At 62.4% G+C, this 20,218-nt stretch carries 16 protein-coding genes, 1 tRNA gene and 1 pseudogene; 11 read left to right on the top strand and 7 right to left on the bottom strand.

Annotation, left to right across the window (positions count from 1 at the left end; genetic code table 11):
* Positions 1–10 precede the first annotated feature (10 nt).
* On the top strand, positions 11–1,603 hold the full coding sequence (gene purH, locus IVB22_RS14905; RefSeq protein ID WP_247518086.1) for a bifunctional phosphoribosylaminoimidazolecarboxamide formyltransferase/IMP cyclohydrolase: 1,593 nt from the start codon (positions 11–13) through the stop codon (positions 1,601–1,603).
* Positions 1,604–1,847: 244 nt separating this feature from the next.
* On the opposite strand, the gene IVB22_RS14900 is transcribed toward purH, so the two are convergent.
* Positions 1,848–3,239: an MFS transporter gene (locus IVB22_RS14900; protein ID WP_247518085.1), complete on the bottom strand. Its 1,392-nt coding sequence runs from the start codon at positions 3,237–3,239 to the stop codon at positions 1,848–1,850.
* A gap of 128 nt (positions 3,240–3,367) precedes the next feature.
* Here IVB22_RS14900 and ggt point away from each other — a divergent pair, with 128 nt between their 5' ends.
* The 3 genes from ggt to IVB22_RS14885 are packed head-to-tail and all read left to right on the top strand — an operon-like array spanning position 3,368 to position 7,471.
* Entirely contained in the window at positions 3,368–5,110 is a 1,743-nt protein-coding gene (gene ggt, locus IVB22_RS14895; protein WP_247518084.1) for a gamma-glutamyltransferase, read from the top strand.
* A gap of 60 nt (positions 5,111–5,170) precedes the next feature.
* Complete coding sequence (locus tag IVB22_RS14890; RefSeq protein WP_247518083.1) at positions 5,171–6,067, top strand: NAD(P)-dependent oxidoreductase; 897 nt, start codon at positions 5,171–5,173, stop codon at positions 6,065–6,067.
* Between the two features lie 15 nt (positions 6,068–6,082).
* Positions 6,083–7,471, top strand: coding sequence for a serine hydrolase (locus IVB22_RS14885; protein WP_247518082.1), 1,389 nt, complete (start codon positions 6,083–6,085; stop codon positions 7,469–7,471).
* Between the two features lie 5 nt (positions 7,472–7,476).
* On the opposite strand, the gene IVB22_RS14880 is transcribed toward IVB22_RS14885, so the two are convergent.
* Positions 7,477–8,142, bottom strand: coding sequence for a glutathione S-transferase family protein (locus tag IVB22_RS14880; RefSeq protein ID WP_247518081.1), 666 nt, complete (start codon positions 8,140–8,142; stop codon positions 7,477–7,479).
* Between the two features lie 150 nt (positions 8,143–8,292).
* Here IVB22_RS14880 and IVB22_RS14875 point away from each other — a divergent pair, with 150 nt between their 5' ends.
* From IVB22_RS14875 to panE, 3 genes are all read left to right on the top strand, one after another.
* On the top strand, positions 8,293–8,901 hold the full coding sequence (locus IVB22_RS14875; protein WP_247518080.1) for a DUF2239 family protein: 609 nt from the start codon (positions 8,293–8,295) through the stop codon (positions 8,899–8,901).
* A gap of 116 nt (positions 8,902–9,017) precedes the next feature.
* Complete coding sequence (locus tag IVB22_RS14870; protein WP_247518079.1) at positions 9,018–9,623, top strand: 2-hydroxychromene-2-carboxylate isomerase; 606 nt, start codon at positions 9,018–9,020, stop codon at positions 9,621–9,623.
* Positions 9,624–9,698: 75 nt separating this feature from the next.
* On the top strand, positions 9,699–10,619 hold the full coding sequence (gene panE / locus IVB22_RS14865) for a 2-dehydropantoate 2-reductase (protein ID WP_247518078.1): 921 nt from the start codon (positions 9,699–9,701) through the stop codon (positions 10,617–10,619).
* A 182-nt stretch (positions 10,620–10,801) separates the two neighbouring features.
* Here the strand turns inward: panE and IVB22_RS14860 are convergent, their stop codons facing one another.
* Positions 10,802–11,386, bottom strand: coding sequence for a cytochrome c (locus IVB22_RS14860; RefSeq protein WP_247518077.1), 585 nt, complete (start codon positions 11,384–11,386; stop codon positions 10,802–10,804).
* Positions 11,387–11,470: 84 nt separating this feature from the next.
* The gene (locus IVB22_RS14855; protein ID WP_247518076.1) at positions 11,471–12,730 is read right to left on the bottom strand and encodes a sorbosone dehydrogenase family protein; all 1,260 of its coding nucleotides are present in this window, start codon (positions 12,728–12,730) and stop codon (positions 11,471–11,473) included.
* 426 nt (positions 12,731–13,156) lie between these two features.
* Here IVB22_RS14855 and IVB22_RS14850 point away from each other — a divergent pair, with 426 nt between their 5' ends.
* Positions 13,157–15,778 carry a DUF2235 domain-containing protein gene (locus tag IVB22_RS14850; protein ID WP_247518075.1) on the top strand — a complete coding sequence of 874 codons (2,622 nt, stop codon included), beginning with the start codon at positions 13,157–13,159 and terminating at the stop codon, positions 15,776–15,778.
* A 140-nt stretch (positions 15,779–15,918) separates the two neighbouring features.
* Here IVB22_RS14850 and IVB22_RS14845 read toward each other — a convergent pair.
* Positions 15,919–15,993 (bottom strand) — tRNA-Gly (locus tag IVB22_RS14845).
* A gap of 505 nt (positions 15,994–16,498) precedes the next feature.
* Here IVB22_RS14845 and trxA point away from each other — a divergent pair.
* Complete coding sequence (gene trxA, locus IVB22_RS14840) at positions 16,499–17,422, top strand: thioredoxin (RefSeq protein ID WP_247518074.1); 924 nt, start codon at positions 16,499–16,501, stop codon at positions 17,420–17,422.
* Positions 17,423–17,462: 40 nt separating this feature from the next.
* Positions 17,463–18,137 carry an LON peptidase substrate-binding domain-containing protein gene (locus IVB22_RS14835; RefSeq protein WP_247518073.1) on the top strand — a complete coding sequence of 225 codons (675 nt, stop codon included), beginning with the start codon at positions 17,463–17,465 and terminating at the stop codon, positions 18,135–18,137.
* Positions 18,138–18,158: 21 nt separating this feature from the next.
* Here IVB22_RS14835 and IVB22_RS14830 read toward each other — a convergent pair whose 3' ends face one another.
* Positions 18,159–19,283 (bottom strand): PAS domain-containing protein, encoded by a 1,125-nt coding sequence (locus IVB22_RS14830; protein ID WP_247518098.1) that lies wholly within the window; start codon positions 19,281–19,283, stop codon positions 18,159–18,161.
* Between IVB22_RS14830 and IVB22_RS14825 the strand changes: the two genes are divergently transcribed.
* Positions 19,257–19,814, top strand: coding sequence for a hypothetical protein (locus tag IVB22_RS14825; RefSeq protein WP_247518101.1), 558 nt, complete (start codon positions 19,257–19,259; stop codon positions 19,812–19,814). The two genes, IVB22_RS14830 and IVB22_RS14825, sit on opposite strands and share 27 nt — an antisense overlap.
* A 69-nt stretch (positions 19,815–19,883) precedes the next feature.
* Here the strand turns inward: IVB22_RS14825 and IVB22_RS14820 are convergent.
* Positions 19,884–20,090 (bottom strand): annotated as a pseudogene (locus tag IVB22_RS14820) (CheR family methyltransferase); the annotation flags it as partial.
* Between the last annotated feature and the right edge of the window lie 128 nt (positions 20,091–20,218).

Here is a 20,218-nt window from a genome sequence, read left to right as displayed (position 1 = left end):
GACCTTGCCCATGACCGATACGACCCGCCGCGTAACCCGCGCTCTATTATCCGTTTCCGACAAGACCGGCCTGATCGAATTTGCCAAGGCGCTCGCGGGCCATGGCGTTGAACTGGTCTCGACCGGCGGCACGGCGAAGGCGATTGCGGCGGCCGGACTGCAGGTGAAAGACGTCTCGGAGCTCACCGGCTTTCCGGAAATGATGGATGGCCGGGTCAAGACGCTGCACCCCAAGGTGCATGGCGGACTGCTCGCGATCCGCGACAACAAGGAACATGCGGATGCCATGAAGGCGCACGGCATCGCGCCGATCGACCTGCTCGTCGTCAACCTCTACCCGTTCGAGGCGACCGTCGACAAAGGAGCGGGTTACGAGGACTGCATCGAGAACATCGACATCGGCGGTCCCGCGATGATCCGCGCGGCGGCGAAGAATCATGACGACGTCGCTGTCGTCGTGGAGGCGCAGGATTATCAGGCCGTGCTCGACGAACTCGCCGCCAACAAGGGCGCAACGACGCTGTCGCTGCGCCGCCGCCTCGCCGCCAAGGCCTATGCGCGCACGGCCGCCTATGACGCCGCGATCTCGAACTGGTTCGCTGCCCAGAACAAAACCGAAGCGCCGGATTTCCGCGCCTTCGGCGGCCACCTGATCCAGTCCCTGCGCTATGGCGAGAACCCGCACCAGACCGCGGCGTTCTATGCAACGCCCGACAAGCGGCCCGGCGTCTCCACCGCGCGGCAGTTGCAGGGCAAGGAACTTTCCTACAACAACATCAACGACACCGATGCGGCCTATGAATGCATCGGCGAATTCGATCCCGCCCGCACCGCCGCCTGCGTCATCGTCAAACACGCCAACCCTTGCGGCGTTGCCGAAGGGCCCGACCTCATCAACGCCTATCGCCGGGCTTTGGCTTGCGACTCCACCTCCGCCTTCGGCGGCATCGTGGCGCTCAACCGCACACTCGATGCGGAGTCGGCCCGCGCCATCACCGAAATCTTCACCGAAGTCATCATTGCGCCGGACGCGACCGAAGAAGCCATCAAGATCGTTGCGGCCAAGAAAAACCTTCGGCTGTTGCTGGCCGGCGGATTGCCCGACCCGCGCACCGTTGGCCTGACGGCGAAGACAGTTGCCGGCGGTCTTCTGGTGCAGACCCGCGACAATGCCGTGATCGACGACATGAAGCTGAAGGTCGCGACCAAGCGTGCGCCGTCGGAAGCCGAACTGCGCGACCTCAAATTCGCCTTTCGCGTCGCCAAACACATCAAGTCGAACACCATCATCTACGCCAAGGACCTCGCCACCGTCGGCATCGGGGCTGGTCAGATGAGCCGGGTCGATTCCGCACGCATCGCGGCCCGCAAGGCGCTGGATGCGGCAGCCGAACTGAAGCTGGCCGAACCGCTGACCAAGGGCTCGGTCGTTGCATCAGATGCCTTCTTCCCGTTCGCCGACGGCATGCTGGCCTGCATCGAAGCCGGCGCCACCGCCGTGATTCAACCCGGCGGCTCCATGCGCGACGAGGAAGTGATCAAGGCCGCCGACGAGCACGGCATCGCCATGGTGTTCACGGGCGTGCGGCATTTCAGGCATTGAGCCGCCGGAACGACGGCTCCGTAGGGTGGGCAAAGGCCCGTTAGCGCCGTGCCCACCATCCATCACCGATCGCGCTGCTTGATGGTGGGCACGCTGCGCTTTGCCCACCCTACGGACCGTGGACTGATTTGCTTGGCGCGCAAGCGTCCTGGAGACAGCACGCGTAGCCCGGATGGAGTGCAGCGCAATCCGGGAATGTCATCCGCGGACACCGGGCCCCGGATTTCGCTGCGCTCCATCCGGGCTACGAATTCTCCCTCACTTGCGTCAGCAGCGCCAGCCCTGCAACAAAAAACACCACCAGCAGCGCCATGCCGGCCTTCTGGCTCGCGGTAACCGTGGTGATCACGCCGATCAGCAGCGGGCCGATGAACGACGTGACCTTCCCGGTCAGTGCGAACAATCCAAAATATTGCGCGATGCGATCCTTCGGCGCGAGACGGGTTAGGAGCGAGCGCGACGCCGCCTGCAGCGGGCCGCCGGCCGCGCCAATCAGGCATCCGAGTACGAGATAGGCGCGCTCGGCGGCGCCGGAGAACAGCGCGCCACCCGGCGCCGGCGGGGCGACCTTCACGAACAGAATCGTATCCTTGTCGACCAGGAGGATCGCACCGAGCGCAAGCAGCAGGATCAGCAAGCTGCCGGCGATGACGCGTTTCGGTCCCAGTCTGTCGTCAAGCTTGCCGCCAAGCCACGCGCCAAAAGTGCCGGCGATGGCCAGCAGGATTCCGAACGTGCCGATCTGGATCGTGTGCCAGCCGAAAGTGCCGGCAGCGTAGATGCCGCCAAAGGCAAACAGCGACACCAGCCCGTCGGTATAGATCATGTTGGCGAGCAGGAATGTCGCCAGCGATTTCTGCTTCGGCAATTCGCCGAGCGTCCGCTTCAGCCCGCTCAATCCTTCGCGCAACGCCTCGCGGATCGGGCGCTTTGCCGGGTAATCCGGCGTCAGCAGAAACATCGGCAGCACGAAAATGACGAACCAGATGCCGGTCAAAGGACCGGTGATGCGATCGCCCTGATGGGACACGGGATCGAGGCCGAACAGCGGCGCCAGGCCGAAAAGCGTACGCCCGGTGTCGGGGTTAGCCGCCAGAAAGCCGAGCACCAGGATGAGGCTGAGGATGCCGCCGATATAGCCGGTGGCCCATCCGGTACCGGACAATCGCCCGATTCGATCCGGCGGCACCAGCGTCGGCATCATCGCGTTGTTGAAGACGGTGGCGAATTCGACGCCGACGCTTGCGATCGCATAGGCGAGCAACAGCGGCGGAATGACGCTCGGGTCGCCGGGCTTTCCGAGCCACATCAGCGAGGCACCGATCACCAAAAGCAAGCCGAAGCCGGCGATCCACGGCTTGCGGCGTCCGCTGGCGTCGGCGATCGCGCCCAGCACGGGCGACAGCAGCGCGATCATGAGGCCGGCGGCGGCGGTGGCAAATCCCCACAGCGCCTGCCCCCGCGCCGGATCCGGCGCGACGAAGCTCGCGAAATAGGGCGCGAATACAAAGGTGGTGATCAGCGTGAAATAAGGCTGCGCGGCCCAATCGAAGAATATCCAGCTGATGACGGCGGCGCGGCGCGGATATTCCCGCGGTATCTCGGCGCCGGCTGCCTCGGAAGCGATCACCGTCATGTGAGGAATTTCCTTCAAAAGTCTCGCGAGGCATTTTGCCCGCTGAATGCGAACCCATATAGCATGCGTCACCGGCGCTGGGGGCTGTTGCCAGGCGTCACACAGGCTCCAACTGCGGCGGATTTTCGATGGCGGTCTTTTCAATCCGGTGGCGCCGAGTAGCTGCCACATTCGTACTTGCGTTTGCCTGCGGGACGACGGCCTTTGCGCAGGAACGCCGCTTTTACTCGCCCCCCGACCTCTCCACCGTTCGCGCCGTTGCGGCCGAGCATGGCTTGGTGGTGGCGCAGGAAAAGCTCGCCGCGCAAGTCGGCGCCGACATCCTGAGGCAGGGCGGCAACGCGGTCGATGCCGCGGTCGCCACCGGCTTTGCGCTTGCCGTCACCTATCCGCGCGCTGGAAACATCGGCGGCGGCGGCTTCATGGTGATCCATGCGGCAGCGCGCAATGAAGCCGCCGCCATCGATTATCGCGAGACCGCACCGGCGGCGATCACGCGCGATATTTTCCTGGGATCGGACGGCAAACCCGATACCGACAAGTCGCGCAATTCCGCACTTGGTATCGGCGTGCCCGGCACGGTAGCCGGGCTGGCAGTGGCGCTGGAGAAATACGGCTCTGGGCGTTTCACGCTCGCGCAGATCCTCAAACCTTCAATCGAACTGGCGCGCGACGGTTTTATCGTTGCCGACGACATGGCTGACACGCTGTCGGATATGTACCGTCGGATGGGACGCTGGCCGAATTCGGCGAAGGCGCTCTCCCGCAGCGACGGCACGCCACTGCAGGAAGGTGACCGATTGATCCAGGCTGATCTCGCGGCAACGCTGTCTGCCATTGCAGAACAGGGACCGCGCGGATTTTATGAGGGGCCGGTCGCCGAACGGTTGGCAAAGGCCGTCCGCGATGCCGGTGGCATCATGACAGTGGACGATCTCAAATCCTATGAGGCGGTGGTCCGCAGCCCGGTGCGCGGCAACTATCGCGGCTACGACATCGTGTCGATGCCGCTGCCCTCCTCCGGCGGCACGGTGTTGCTGCAGTCGCTGAACATTCTCGAAGGATTTGCGATGGCCGACATGAAGCAGGGCTCCGCGCCTTCGCTGCATGTAATAATCGAAGCCATGAAGCGCGCCTACGCCGATCGCGCGCGCTATCTCGGCGATCCCGCCTTCGTCAACGCGCCCGTCAATGTGCTGATCACCAAGGATTATGCGGCCCGGCAACGCGCCGGCATCGACCTCGCGCGCGCAACGCCCGCGGCCGATGTGCTGGCAGTGAGCCCGCGCGAGGGCAGCAACACCACCCATTATTCGGTCGTCGATTCCAGCGGCAACGCCGTCAGCAACACCTACACGCTGAACTTTCCCTATGGTGTCGGACTGGTCGCCGAGGGCACCGGCGTGCTGCTCAACAACGAGCTCGACGATTTCACCGCGGCACCCGGCGCATCGAACGCGTTTGGCCTGGTCGGCTTCGAGGCCAACCTGCCCGGCCCGGGAAAGCGGCCGTTGTCGTCGATGTCGCCGACCATCGTGCTGAAGGACGGCAAGCCGGTGCTGGTCACGGGCTCGCCGGGCGGCAGCCGTATCATATCGGCGGTGCTGCAGGTCGTGATCGACGTGCTCGACTACAACATGGATGTCGCCGCCGCCGTGGCGGCCCCCCGGGTCCATCACCAATGGATGCCCGATGAAGTGCGTGTGGAACGCGGCTTTTCCGACGAGGTGTTGGCCGAGCTGAGGGCGAAAGGCCACAAGGTGATCGAGCCGCTCGGCCAAACGTCGGCGAATTCGATCGCCGTCACGCCCAACGGCCTGCTCGGCGCGCCCGATCCACGCACAAGGGGGGCGGCGGCGGTGGGACAATGAGGACGTGCACTCGTGAGGGACGCGCCGTAGTATGCGTCCCCTCTCACAGGAGAGCTTCAGATGACATCTCTCAAAGGCAAGACGCTGTTTATCTCGGGCGCCAGCCGCGGCATCGGACTGGCGATTGCGCTGCGTGCCGCGCGTGACGGCGCCAATGTTGCGATTGCGGCGAAGACCGCGGAACCGCACCCGAAGCTCAAGGGCACCATTTACACCGCCGCCGACGATATCCGCGCCGCCGGCGGTAAGGCGCTGCCGGTGCTGTGCGACATCCGCGATGAGGCACAGGTGATCGCCGCGATCGAGCAGACCGTCGCCGAATTCGGCGGCATCGATATCTGCGTCAACAACGCCAGCGCCATCAGCCTGACCAATTCGCAAGGAACCGACATGAAGCGGTTCGACCTGATGATCGGTATCAACACCCGCGGCACCTTCATGGTGTCGAAATATTGCATCCCGCATCTGAAGAAGGCGGCCAATCCGCACATATTGATGCTGTCACCGCCGCTCGACATGAAGCAAAAATGGTTCGAGCATTCCACCGCCTACACGATGGCTAAGTTCGGAATGAGCATGTGCGTGCTGGGGCTATCGGGCGAACTGAAATCCGCGGGCGTAGCGGTCAACGCGCTATGGCCGCGCACCACCATCGCAACCGCCGCGGTCGGCAACCTGCTCGGCGGCGAGGCCATGATGCGCGCCAGCCGCACGCCCGAAATCATGGGTGATGCCGCGCACGCCATTCTGACAAGGCCATCGCGCGAGTTCACCGGGCAATTCTGCATCGACGACAAGGTGCTGTACGCCAGCGGCGTCAGGGACTTTGAACATTACCGTGTCGATCGCTCGGTGCCCTTGATGCCGGATTTCTTCGTCCCCGACGACGACGTGCCGCCACCCGGCGTCACCGTGCAGGCGCTGCCTTCGGTGGGCGCGGCGCAGACGTCGCGCTAGAGACTTGCGGAGCAGGTGAATTTGCGAAAGTGGATCGCCATCGGGCTCGCCATCTTCATCGCTGCGCTGGCGGGCGCGAGCGTCCACTTCCGGCCCGACCGCGCCGTCCGCGTCGCCACCGGTTATGTTGCCCATAACATCTGCTCGAAGACCTTCGTCTCGGGCCTCGATCCGCAAGCCGTGTTCGCGGAGGTTTCCGACCGCGCCGGAATTCGCCGGCTGCGCCACGTGCTCCGGTTCACCCTCGACCGCACCGCTCGCACCGTCGATGCCTCAACGCTCGGACTATTTCGCAGCCGTGCGGCCTTTCACGACGGGCTCGGCTGCATCGAGTTGCAGGGGTCGAAGGAGCCCTATCTCCTGAAGAGCGATGTCGAGGCGCTGAAGGCGAAGACGCCGCCATCGCTCCCCGAAATTACCGGGCCTGGTGTGGTCGAGCCGTCAGATCCGGCACTGAAGGCTGCGCTCGATCACGCCTTCGAGGAGCCGGCCGCGCCGCCGTTCCGCAGGACCAAGGCGGTCGTCGTGGTTCACGACGGCAAGGTGATTGCCGAGCGCTATGCCGCCGGCATCGGCATCGATACGCCGCTGCTCGGCTTCTCCATGACCAAATCCGTCGTCAACGCGCTGATCGGCATCCTCACTCAGCAGGGCCTCGTCACGCCCTCGATGCCCGCGCCGATCCCGGAATGGCGCCGCGCTGGCGATCCGCGGCGCGAGATTGAGGTCGAGCATCTCATGCGCATGACCAGCGGTCTCGATCTGGACGAAACGAATTCCGGCTTCGATCCATCCAGCCGGATGTACCAGCAGGACGATACGGCCGCCTACGCCGTGAGCGCAAAAATGATCGCGCCACTGGGCACGCGATGGCATTACTCGAGCCCAACCACGCAGATCCTGGCACGCATCGTTCGCGATGCCGTCGGCGGACCGGAACAGACGCTGGCGTTCGCGTGGCGCGAATTGTTCAATCCGCTCGGCATGCGCCACGTCACGCTGGAGTTCGACGGCGCGGGCACGCTGCAGGGCTCGACCTACATGCTGGCGAGCGCGCGGGATTGGGCGAAGTTCGGCCTGCTCTACCTCAATGACGGCGTGGTCGCAGGCAAACGCATCCTGCATGCGGACTGGGTCGATTTCTGCGCCGCCGCGACGCTCGACACCGATTACGCCGCCGGCTTCTGGACCAACCGCAGCGAGCACCCCAATGCCAGGGGCCGCGTGCGGCTCGGTATTCCCCGCGACGCGTTCTTTGCGTCCGGCGACCTCGGCCAGCGCATCGTGATCATGCCGTCCCAGCGCCTTGTCGTGGTCCGGCTCGGCGACAGCGTCGATCCGACCGGCGATATACGCGGCGTTGCCCGGCTGGTGAAGGAAGTAATTGCAGCGGTGCAACCGTGAGGTCGTCACCGCCCAATCACATACGGCCCGCCCTTTTCCAGCGCACGCGCATAGGCCGGACGGGCATGAATGCGTTCGAGATACGCCATTGCCTTGGGATGGCCCATCTCCAGCCCGCCGCGCGCGGCAGCGGCTTCCAGCGGAAAGCTCATCTGGATGTCGGCGCCGGTGAATTCATTGCCGGCGAACCATTCGCTCTTGCCGAGTTCACTTTCCCAATAATCCATGTGCTGCTTGAGCTGCGGGTTGACCAAGGTGGTCAGCGCCGTGTTGGAAACCTTGCGCACCAGCGGCCGCAGCAGGGCCGGTGCGCGCTTCGGCATCAGCGTGAACAACAGCTTCAAGAGCAGCGGCGACATCGCGGAGCCCTCGGCATAGTGCAGCCAATAGGTGTAGCGCAGCCGTTCCGGCGTGTTCGGTGGCGGGATCAGGCGGCCATTGCCATAGGTGCCGATGATGTATTCGCAGATTGCGCCGGATTCGGCGATGGTGTTGCCGTTGTCGGTAATGACGGGCGATTTGCCGAGCGGGTGAATGGCGCGCAGCTCTTTCGGGGCGCGCATGTCCGGCTGGCGCTGATAGCGGACGATCTCGTAAGGCATGCCGAGCTCTTCGAGCAGCCACAGCACGCGCTGCGAGCGGGAATTGTTGAGATGATGAACCGTCAGCATGGCGTCCCCTTCAATTGGCCGCCGTTGGTGCCAGCCGGGGGGCGGAAAGTCGAGACGGCCTAAAGAGCGGTGCAATATTTACCCGGGCGATATTGACAATCCAATTTACCCGGGTAAATATAAGCTACCCGAAAATCCAGAGTTTCTCCAATGGCTGACAAGACCCGCCCCCATTTCACGGCCTTCATGGGCCCGCAACGCCTGGCGGCGGGTCCGCTCGCCGAGGTCGCAATTGCGGTCATGCAAGCTTCCCGCAGGCCCGCCGTGCCGCCGATCATCATATTCAGCGACGCGACCGGCCAGCCGATCGATCTCGATCTTCGCGGCACCGAACGCGAAATCATTGCCCGCTTGCCTCAACCCGCCTCGCCTCCGGATGTTGAAACCGATGAGACGGCGTCAGCGGAGCCGCGTGGGCGCGGACGGCCCAAGCTCGGCGTCGTCGCGCGCGAGGTGACATTGTTGCCGCGCCATTGGGAGTGGCTCGGCGCGCAGCCCGGCGGCGCATCGGTGGCGTTGCGCAAGCTCGTTGAGGAAGCGCGCCGCGCCAATGGTGATGCGGATCGCGCTCGCGCGGCAAGGGATGCCGCCTATCATTTCATGTCCGTGATGGCCGGCAATCTCGCGGACTTCGAGGAAGCCTCGCGCGCGCTGTTCGCCGATGACCGGCGGCGATTCGTCGGTCTCGTCGCTGGCTGGCCCGACGATATCCGCGACCACGTCGTCAAGCTCGCCTTCAGCGATCGCGCCGAGCCATAGGCGCGATCGCGTGACGTCGGGCAAGTCGCGCATTTCCACGATATTACGACCGTCATAATACTGTGGACGCGCTACCTGCCTTGCGCCACAATGCGCCAAAACATCAGGAGACTGCCGTGAGTTCAAATCCACAATTCCTGTTCGATTTCGGCAGCCCCAACGCCTTCCTCAGCCACGAAGCGATTCCGGCGATCGAAAAGCGCACCGGAGTGAAGTTCGAATATGTGCCGATCCTGCTCGGCGGCATCTTCAAGGCCACCAACAACAAGTCACCCGCCGAAACACTCGCCGGCATCAAGAACAAGCGCGAATTCCACGCGCTGGAGACCGAGCGCTTCCTGAAGCGCTTCGGGGTCAAGCCCTATGTCTGGAACCCGTTCTTCCCGGTCAACACGCTGAACCTGATGCGCGCGGCGGTGGCCGCCCAACTCGAAGGCGTGTTCGAGAAGTATGTCGAGGCGGCCTTCCATCACATGTGGGTCGAGCCGAAGAAAATGGATGACCCCGAAGTCGCGGCCAAGGCGTTGGCCTCGTCCGGCCTCGATGCCGCCAAACTGCTGGCGCGCTCACAGGACGCCGACGTAAAGGCGAAGCTGATCGAGAATACACAAAACGCGGTCGACCGCGGCGCGTTCGGCTCACCGACGTTCTTCGTCGGCAAGGAAATGTTTTTCGGCAAGGAGCAGCTTCGCGAAGTCGAGGAAATGGTCTCGGGGAAATAGCCTCCGGGTTCGACTGTTCGGCGAGAAGTGGTAAAAAAGCCCATTCCAAGACCAACAACAAAAGGAAGCTTTGGCATGCGTATTCTCGTGGTCGGCGCCGGCGCCATCGGCGGCTATTTCGGCGGCAGGCTGCTTCAGGCAGGAAACGACGTGACGTTCCTGGTCCGGCCGAAGCGCGCTTCCGAACTTGCAAGCGCAGGCCTCGTCATCAGGAGTCCGGCCGGCGACGTGACGCTCAAGAATCCGCCGACAGTGCAGTCCGACAAGCTCGCCGAGACATTCGACGTCGTGCTGTTGAGCTGCAAGGCGTTCGACCTGGAAGACGCGATCAAGTCCTTTGCCCCCGCGGTCGGGTCACAAACAGCGATCATTCCGTTGCTCAACGGCATGCTGCACCTCGACGTGCTGGACGGGAAATTCGGAGCCGACCGCGTGCTCGGCGGCCTCTGCGCGATCGCGGCGACGCTCAACGAGGCCCGCGAGGTTGTCCAGCTCGCGCCGATGCAATCGCTCAATTTCGGCGAACGCGATGGCTCCATGTCGGAGCGGGTGCGCGCGATTGCGAAAGTGTTTGAGAGCGGCAAGTTCGGCGCGGTGGCCAGTGAACACATCATGCAGGACATGTGGGAGAAGTGGGTTTTCCTCGCTTCGCTCGCGGCGTCGACCTCTCTGATGCGCACTTCAGTCGGCAACATCCTGGCCGCCACCGGCGGCAAGGATTTTCTGCTCGGCATGCTCGATGAATGCACCGCGATTGCAAAGGCGTCGGGCTATGAGCCGACCGGCCCGTTCTTCCAGCGCACCAGCGGCTTGTTGACGACCGAGGGCTCGCCGATGACCGCCTCGATGTTCCGCGACGTCAAGGCAGGCCTGCCGGTCGAGGCCGACCATGTGATCGGCGACCTCGTCGCGCGCGCCGACGCCGCCAAGATCCCGGTGCCGAAGCTGCGCATCGCCTACACCCATCTCAAGGCGTATGAGAAGCAGCGGGGTTGACTCTTATCCTCCCCTGGAGGGGGAGGATCGGTTCGCATGAAATGCGAACCGAGGTGGGGTGACGGTCTTTCCACATCCAACAGTGCCCGAGTGGAGAGATCACCCCACCCCGTCTCACATTTCGCTGCGCTCCATGTGAGCCGGCCCTCCCCCTCCAGGGGAGGGTAAAGCGCTGTCCGCCTTTACAAATGCGCAAGATAATGCGCGAGTGCCTCGATCTCTTCCTCGCTTAGGGCAAACGCGACATCAGCCATCGCCGCCATCGCGCCGCCGGCCCGCTCGCCCGATTTGTAATCCCGCAGCGCCTTCACGAGATAATCCTCGCGCTGGCCGGCGACACGGGCGACCCCCTTGGTGCCGGCGTAAGTGTCACCATGGCAGAAGGCGCAGCGCCGGCCGGCGGCCGCCTGCGCACCCTTCTTCGACAAATCGGGGTCGTCGTCGGGCTTTGCTTCCTTCGGCGGCGGAAGCGAGGCGTAATAGGCGCCGAGGTTGCGGATGTCCTCATTGTTGAGCTGCTCGACGATCGGCTGCATCTGCTCGTTTTTTCGGGTGCCGGCGCGGAAGAACACGAGTTGCCACTGGATGAACAGGTCCGGCTGTGCCGCCAGCGAGGGCATGTTCTCCATCTGCGAAATACCGCCCTCGCCGTGGCAACCGACGCACAGCTCGGCCTTCTCCTTGCCGGCCGCGATGTCGGCGGCGCGAACAGCCGAACCGCAGGCGATTGACGACGCCAGCACGATCCCGACCAGTGCATTTCGCATGTGAACTCCTCTGCAGCGCACCCCAAACAACAAAGGCTGCGGCCACCCGTTCCCGAGCAACCGCAGCCCCTGATCGTTGACGTCCTACTTCTTGTAGCTGATGCGATAGATGGCGCCGGCCCAGTCGTCGGCCACCAGGATCGAACCGTCCTTGGCGAGGATGATGTCGTTCGGACGGCCGAGATAGCCCGTGTCGCCCTCAAGCCAGCCGGAGGCAAAGATCTCCGACTTGGCGTTCTTGCCGTCGGCATCGACGATCACGCGCTTGATCCGGGCGCCCTGGTACTTGTACCGATTCCAGGAGCCATGCTCGGCGATCAGGATGTTGTTCTTGTACTCGGCGGGAAATTGATCGCCGGTGTAGAACTTCATGCCGAGCGGTGCCACGTGTGCACCGAGATTGACCACGGGCGGCGTGAATTCAGAGCACTTGTGACCCATCGCGAATTTCGGGTCCGGCATATCGCCCTGATGGCAGTAGGGATAGCCGAAATGCTCGCCGATCTTCGAGATCATGTTGAGCTTGTCGCTCGGCATGTCGTCGCTGATCCAGTCGCGCGCGTTCTCCGTGAACCAGTATCGTCCCGAGCGCGGATCGACGTCGCCGCCGACGCTGTTGCGAACGCCGAGCGCCCAGATCTCGGCATTGCCGGTCTTGGGATCGACTCGGCGGATCTGCGAGAGGCTGGTGGGCGGGATGCCGATGTTGAAGGGAGGTCCGAACGGCATATAGAACCAGCCATCCTTGTCGACGGCGATGTATTTCCAGCCATGCGCGACGTAGGTCGGCATGTCGTCGTACACCACCTTACCCTCGCCGAGTTTGTCGAGATTGGCTTCGGCGTTTTCGTATTTGATCAGCTTGTTGATCGCGACGACGTAGAGCGAACCGTCAAGGAACGCCAGCCCGGTGGGCATGTTGAGACCCTTGAGGACGGTCTTGACCTCCCTCTTTCCGCCGCTGTCCTTGATCGCATAGACGTTGCCGAGGCTGAAGGAGCCAACAAACAGCGTGCCCTTGTCGCCCCAGGCCATCTGCCGCGCCTCCAACACGTTGGAAGCATAGACTTCGATACTGAAACCTTCCGGCAGCTTGATCTTCTTCATCGTTGCCGCAAGTTCGGCGTCCGAGGCGCCGGTCGGCGGGCCGGATGGCGGCGCCTGACCCTTCTGGGCCTCGGTCTCGTCGCCGAGGAACCAATCCGGCGGCGGGTTGGTCCAGAAGTCCTTGGTGCCGGACTCGTACTTCTTCAGGGCCTTCTGCTGCGCGCTGGCCTGGTTGGCCCCCGCGATAACGAAGATAGCTGCGAGCGCAAGAATGGATCGATTGAAAGCCGATTTCATCGCGTCACTCCCCTATGCAGCCTGGCGGCTGCGCCTGTTATTATTTTGAAACGTTCGAGAGGCGAACTTGGTCTGGTGAAAGAAGCAGACCGGGAAATGGTAGCACATCCGATGCGGGAGAGAAGCGCGCGCCACGCGGGTCAGCCTGATCAAAGCAAATTGTGAGACGGATTGCTAAGCAGCTGCGTTTGCAGTTGCGCCCGCTGCACCGCAATATTCGTGTCGAGCAAACGCATGCGCCTCATCGGAAGGCGCGCAAGTGGGCGGCGTGCCACATCAGCGGATCGCATGTCATCTTTCCTGATGGGCAAATGAGCAACGTAATTGTGGCCCATTTCATAGTTGAGGAGCCAAATCCCTGAGAAGCTTTTCGCATTCCCTTACGACATACCGGTCTCCCTCGACCGGGTTTGAGCGAGCGTCCGGATGGCCAACAAGCGGATCATTCTGCTCTCGGACGGCACCGGCAATTCCGCCGGCAAGGTCTGGCGCACCAATGTGTGGCGGACGTTCGAGTCGCTCGATCTGACGAGCTCACAACAGATTGCGTTCTACGACGACGGGGTCGGCACTTCGTCCTTCAAGCCCTTCGCGATCCTGGGCGGCGCGTTCGGCTTCGGTCTGAAGCGGAACGTGCTGGATATCTACAAGTTTGCCTGCCGCAATTATCGCTCGCATCTCGACTATCAGGCGATCGAAGCCGCCACCGCCAAAGCAGAAAATCGCGAAGAGAAATACGGCCCCTACCGGGGCGACGACATCTTTGCCTTCGGGTTCAGCCGTGGCGCCTTCACCATCCGCGTGGTGAACGGGCTGATCTGCGAACAGGGGCTGGTGAGCTATCAGACCGAGGAGGAGCTCGATCGAAAGGTCGCCGCCGCTTACCGTGCCCACCGGGCGGAATGTTTCAAATCGCGATTTCAGGTCGAATGGGTGTTTCGAAAGCTGCGCAACCTGTTCGTCTCCGCCAAGCACGACAAGAGCCAGCGCCCGGTCGATCACATCGCCTTCCTGGGCCTCTGGGATACGGTGGCTGCTTACGGCCTGCCCATCGACGAAATGACACGGGGCGTCAGCCGCTATCTGTGGCCGCTCGAACTGCCCGACCGGCAGCTTAATCCCCTGGTTCGCAAGGCCTGCCATGCCCTCTCGCTCGACGATGAGCGCACCACATTCCATCCGCTGCTGTGGGACGAGAGCCCGGAAACTGTCGCTACCGGCACCAGGGGCACCGATTCGGAACGGATCACGCAGGTCTGGTTCGCCGGCGTGCATTCCAATGTCGGCGGCGGATATCCGGACGACTCGCTCGCCCATGTATCGCTCACCTGGATTCTTTCCGAAGCAAAGCGTCGCGGCCTCACCTTGAAGGAAGCTCCGAACGCGGATCCCGACGCCTTCAAACGCGTCCGATCGACCCAGGACAAGGACGGCCGGATTTATGATTCGCGAAACGGGCTCAGCGGCTACTACCGTTACGGGCCAAGGAGTGTAGCCGCGCTGTCGGATACGCGATATTCGGACGACAAGCGCGATTGCGTGAAGATCGCGATGCCGAAGATACACGAGAGCGTGTTCCAGCGGATCGCCGTCGATGCACATCTCTATGCGCCGGTCGCCCTGCCGCCCGCCTACGAAATCCTGACCTATGACGAGAAGCTCGTTTCACCTGACAAATTGGGGTACGAAACCTCCAAGGCTGCGCGCGGACGCGCAAAGACGCAGGAACACGTCGTCGGAAGTTCGATCTGGCGGCGGCGCATTATTTATTTTCTGACCGTGATCGCCTCGGTCTATCTGTTGACCTACCCGCTGACGTCTCAATTGCCGGCCGCGGCCGAATACACCACCCGGCTCAGGCCGCTTTCCGATGTCATCCGCATGGTCGGGATGGCCCTTCCGAGAGCGGCCTCACGCTGGCTAGACGCGTATGCGAGGGATCCACTTTCGTTTGTGCTACATGCCGGACTTGTCGCGCTGTTGCTGTGGTTGAGCGTCAGCCTCCGGAGTCGCATCACCGACCAGATGCGCTCGGCGTGGCGGGTGAGCCTTTCGAAATTGGACATACACGCGCAGCATTCCTGGCCGCGGGACGGCTTGAGCGCATTGCAGAAACTGCTCTGTCTTTGCCTGTTCCTGATCGCGCTCTATCCGGTGCCGGGGGGCTGGTTCGGATACCCGCTCCCCAAGGCGCCGGAGACCGTGCAGATCTTCATCGACAGCATTACCCACTCGTATTTCCGGTTCTTCGCCATCGTAATCCTGATTACGATGTTGCTCAAAGACTCGACCATTGCCTGGTTCAGGCTGACGGACGGATACAGGCAAGCCATCACCACCATCAAACTCAAGGTAGCGCCGGGGATTTTTGCGTTCCTGTTTCTGTACGGCGGCGTCGCGCTCGCGAGCCACTACATTTTCAACATCCGGGACAGTTTCGGCAATTTCTGCAAGCCCGATCCCAAGGCGAGCAAGCTCGATCTTTGCACGCGGGCTGAAGTCGGGATGTGCACCCGAGCAGCCGACGGCACGCTTCCGGGCACGTGCACGAAGCTTTGTGCCGTGAGAACTGAGTTCGATACGCGTAATGTGTGCACGTCGACCGGGGTCAAGGTTCTTGCCTCTCAGACTTATACGTTCGAGATCAGCAACAAGAATGACTGGTCATTCCTTGGCGCATCCTCGGGCCCGGGTGGCATGCCGCTGCACGAGTTCTGGCATCACAGGGACCGTGGCTTGTGGGGTTCAGCCGTCGCTTTGGCCCAAATGGCAGCCATGGCTGCCGCATATCCGATCAAACGCACGTTCGATCGTCCGTTTGGACGGGTCATTACGCGCTACGGAGAGACCGGCAATACGGAAAATTTCATCGACACGCGCGACGATCCTCGAACGGTCGAGTATTTGAACGAGACGTTCAAGCCGAAAAGCGACGGCGAGCTCTACGTCTATTTGAACAAGCCGGTGAGCGGATTCTGGTCCGGCCTCTTTCATGACGTGAACACGGGAACGGCAAGGGTTCGGGTCGTTCGCATTCGGAACCAGTGATGTTCAGGAAGGGGTTCGGCCGGCACCGCGCCTTGTCATCGTGAAGGCCATCGTCCGGTATGCGCGCATCGGCCCACGAACGACAAGGCCGCCAAAAGGCGGCCTGTCATCGATCCCGTAGTTTGCCATAGAAGAAAATCTGGAGCGGGCGAAGGGGCTCGAACCCTCGACCCCGACCTTGGCAAGGTCGTGCTCTACCACTGAGCTACACCCGCATCCGAGATGGCGGCGAACGTTTCGCCGTCAACGGCAGACCTATGCCAAATGCGGACCGTGAATGCAACAGTCCGCGTGCGATCCGGTGCCACGCGGATAATCCGATTTCATTAACAATTGGGAGCGAATCGGTCCGAAACAACGCCTAAACGGGGTTTGTCGGCCCCTGAAGCCGACGCCGGGAACCCAAGGCCAGGCCGCCAGCGCGACGCGGGGCGATTCGATGCATTTTCGAACCAGCCTCCCAACGTCCCCCGTCTTTTGGTCCCACACGCCACAATCGTAATCGACGGTCCCTTGCGAAGGTCCCTTGGCTTGCCTCGACGGGGCATCGACGTCCTCATGGGGGTTCCAGCCCATCCGGCCTTCGATAACCCGGAGGACGCCTGACGATTGAATTTTGTGACCAAGCCGCCATCTAGCGGATGAGGAACTTCGCTCCTAGCCGTGCTAGAACGAGTTCGAATTCCAGGACATCTTCTCAAGACATCAGGCGAGGATACCGTGACGATAGTTGAGCAGGGCGGCGGCCCGGCGCCGCAGGCAGTACCCGATCTGATCAAGGAGACGACCACCCAGACCTTCGTGAAGGATGTCATCGAGGAATCGAAGCGTCAGCCCGTGCTGATCGACTTCTGGGCGCCGTGGTGCGGACCCTGCCGCCAGCTCACGCCCGTTCTCGAAAAGGCGGTCCGGGCGGCCAAGGGCAAGGTCAAGCTGGTCAAGATGAATATCGACGAGCATCCGGCCATCCCCGGCCAGATGGGCATTCAATCGATCCCGGCCGTGATCGCGTTCGTGGGCGGCCAGCCCGCCGACGGCTTCATGGGCGCGGTGCCGGAGAGCCAGGTCAACGCCTTCATCGACAAACTCACCAAGGGCATGACGGCGCCGGGCGAACCGAATATCGCAGAGATCCTGCAAGAGGCCGAGGCCGTGCTGGCGGAGGGCGACCCTGCCGCGGCGGCCCAGATCTATGCCGAGATACTGGGTTTCGATGCCACCAATATCGCAGCCATGGCAGGGCTGGCGAAATGCTATGTGACGACGGGAGCCGTCGAGCAGGCCAAGCAGACGTTGGCGATGGTGCCGGAATCGAAGCGCAATGACGCCGCGGTCAAGGCGGTGCAGGCTTCGATCGATCTCGCCGAGCAGGCCCAGGCGGTCGGTCCGGTGACCGAGCTGGAACAGAAAGTCGCCGCAAACCCGCTCGACCATCAGGCGCGATTCGACCTGGCGACCGCGCTCAACGCCCAGGGCAAGCGCGCGGAGGCGACCAACCAATTGCTGGAAATCGTCAGGCGTGATCGCAAGTGGAACGATGACGGCGCGCGCAAGCAGCTGGTGCAGTTCTTCGAGGCGTGGGGCGGCGCCGACGAAGCGACCGTCGATGGACGAAAGCGGCTGTCGACGATTCTCTTCTCGTAGGACGTATTCCACCGAACCAGCGAACTGACCGGGACTGCAGATGCCGATCAATGCCGAATACCGCGGACCCGGCGAGCTTCCCGAAATCATTCCGGTGTTTCCGTTGCCGGGCGCGCTGTTGCTGCCACGCGGCCAGATGCCGCTCAATATTTTCGAGCCGCGCTATCTGGCGATGGTGGACGACACCCTGCGCGACGGGCACCGGCTGATCGGGATGATCCAGCCGGATATTTCCCACAGCAGGGACGAGGCAAGGCCGGAGCTGTTCCGGGTCGGCTGCGTTGGCCGCATCACGCAGCTCGCCGAATCCGGCGACGGCCGCTACATCCTGGAACTGACCGGCGTCGCGCGCTTCAAGGTGGTCGAGGAAATCTCGGCACTGACCGCGTATCGGCAATGCAAGGTGGATTTCTTTCCCTATGCCGACGATTTCGTGGCGCGCAAAGGCGAAGAAGCCGTCGACCGCGCGGCCTTGCTCGACGTGCTGACCGATTTTCTCGAAGCCAACAATCTCAAGGTGGATTGGGAGGGCATCGAGAGCGCGCCGAACGAGGCGCTGGTCAACGCGCTCGCCATGATGTCGCCCTATGGTCCGGCGGAGAAGCAGGCGATGCTGGAAGCGCTTGATCTGAAAACCCGCGCCGAGATCCTGATCGCGGTGACCGAAATGGACCTCGCCAAGAAGCGCACCAGCGGTGACACCGGGCTGCAGTAGCGCCTTGCCCTTGCTCAAACACTAGCTATCCGCCCTCCCACGGGCCTCGCTTGCCGGCATTTGCAGCGTCCATCGCAATCCCTCCGGTGCAAAGTCGGTTTTGACCGTGGCATTGAGCGCGCGCGTAACCATCTGATCGGTGACAAAACGGCCAAATCCCTTGCGCGTGGACGGCTTGACGGCAGGCCCGCCCTGTTCGCGCCATTCCATACGAAAGGATTCGGGAGCGCTGCTTTCGTTGCCGAAGCTCCAGTTGAGGACGACCCGGCCGCCCGGCACTGACAGCGCGCCATATTTCGACGCATTGGTCGCGAGTTCATGCAGCGCCAGCCCCAGGGTTTGAACGGCCGCGGCGGCAAGCGTGACCGGCGGTCCCACCGTTTCGACCCGCATCGTGTCGGTGCCCACGAACGGCGCCAGTTGAATCTCGATCAGTTTATCGAGCGAAGCTCCTTTCCAGTCCTCCTGGAGGAGCAAAGTATTCGAATGGGATAGTCCCTGTATTCTGGCACCGAACTGCGCTTCGAATTTGGCAAACGTCGCACTGCTTTTCGCGGTCTGACGCGCCATGGCCTGAATCACCGTAAAGAGGTTGTTGGTACGGTGCTGCAACTCCTTCATCAGAACTTGCAGATGCTCGTGATGCCGCTTTTGCTCGGTGATGTTACTGAAGGTGATGACGACGCCGGAAATGACGTTCGCCATGGTGCGATACGGTCGCATCCGCATGATATAGGTCGCGCTCTCGTCCTTCAGATCGAGTTCGTGCTCAATGACGCCCAGGGTACGCTGCACATTCCTGACATCCTCACGGAGCTTGTCGTAGGAAAGCAACGACACGATATCGGTGATCGGACGGCCGCGGTCGCTATCGCGGAGTGAAAACACCTCCATCGCCGCCGGCGTAAAGTTCCTGATGCGCAAGTCGTCATTTAGAAAGATGGTGGCGATTTGTGTGCTGTCGAGAAGGTTCTGAAGATCGTTGTTGACCTGCATCAACAGGTCGTTCTTGCCGTGCAGTTCGCCGTTAATGGTCTGAAGTTCTTCGTTGACCGACTGCATTTCCTCCTTGGAGGTTTCCAGCTCTTCATTGGAGGATTGGAGCTCTTCATTGACCGATTGGTATTCCTCGGTCATCGATTTCATGTTTTCGATCTGGCTTTCCAGCTCATCGCTCGTGGCTTGATGGCGGGCCTGCAAGGTACGCAATTCCTGCTGAAGCGCATCGACGTCGCGCAAGATGGCTGGCGGCGTTTCCGCGCCACGCTCCGGCGTAGCGCGTGGTCGGCGTTCGCGAAAGGCGACCACGACCATCTCGGCTGGCCTTCCCGATTCGGCGATCGGCTCAACCAGGAGGTCCACGAACTGGCCGCCGCCGTCGATCCTCATATTCTCCTCTTCGACCAACTGGCCGGAGGCAAAGGCGGCCTCGACGGCGCGTCGAACCTGCGACCGCAGGGCTTTTGCCAGGTTGGTGAAGAAGTTCAGGCTGGCGTTGCCTTCCGACGGCTCGAGATAGCGGCCGGTCTCGCCGCCGGAAAACCGCACGATGTTGTGGTGCCGGTCGACCACGAAATATGCGGGAGAGTGCTTCGCCATGGCGCGGCGCGCGCTCCTGTCGATTTGATCCTCGGTGCGGGCAATTGGCGCTGGCAGGGCTGTGGCTGTATGAGGTGAGGGTTGAAATTCCGGAAGCGCTGCCCTCACGCTGTCGCGGCGCTGGAGGACGCGGTGCTTCTTGTCAGCAGCGGTGAACAGCCGCGATTCACGGCTGACGCTCTCCGACGGCCCGATGAACAGATAGCCGCCGGGCCGAAGCGCATAGTGAAACGTCTGCATGACCCGGTGCTGAAAGTCGTTGTCCATGTAGATCAGCACGTTGCGGCAGGAGACCAGATCGATTTTGGAAAACGGCGGGTCTCTGATCAGGTTGTGCTCGGAGAAGACGCACATTTCACGGATGCGGGGGGGATGGACTCACGTTTGAAGTGCAACGGTTGATTTGAGGAGAGAGAATGCCTCGGCTGGGGTTTTGAAGTCGAGGCATTTTCGCGGCGTCTCATTGTAAGTTCGGACGATGC

It is taken from the genome of Bradyrhizobium sp. 190, from assembly GCF_023073415.1.
Lineage (GTDB): Bacteria > Pseudomonadota > Alphaproteobacteria > Rhizobiales > Xanthobacteraceae > Bradyrhizobium.
This window is presented reverse-complemented; position numbering and strand designations above follow the sequence as displayed.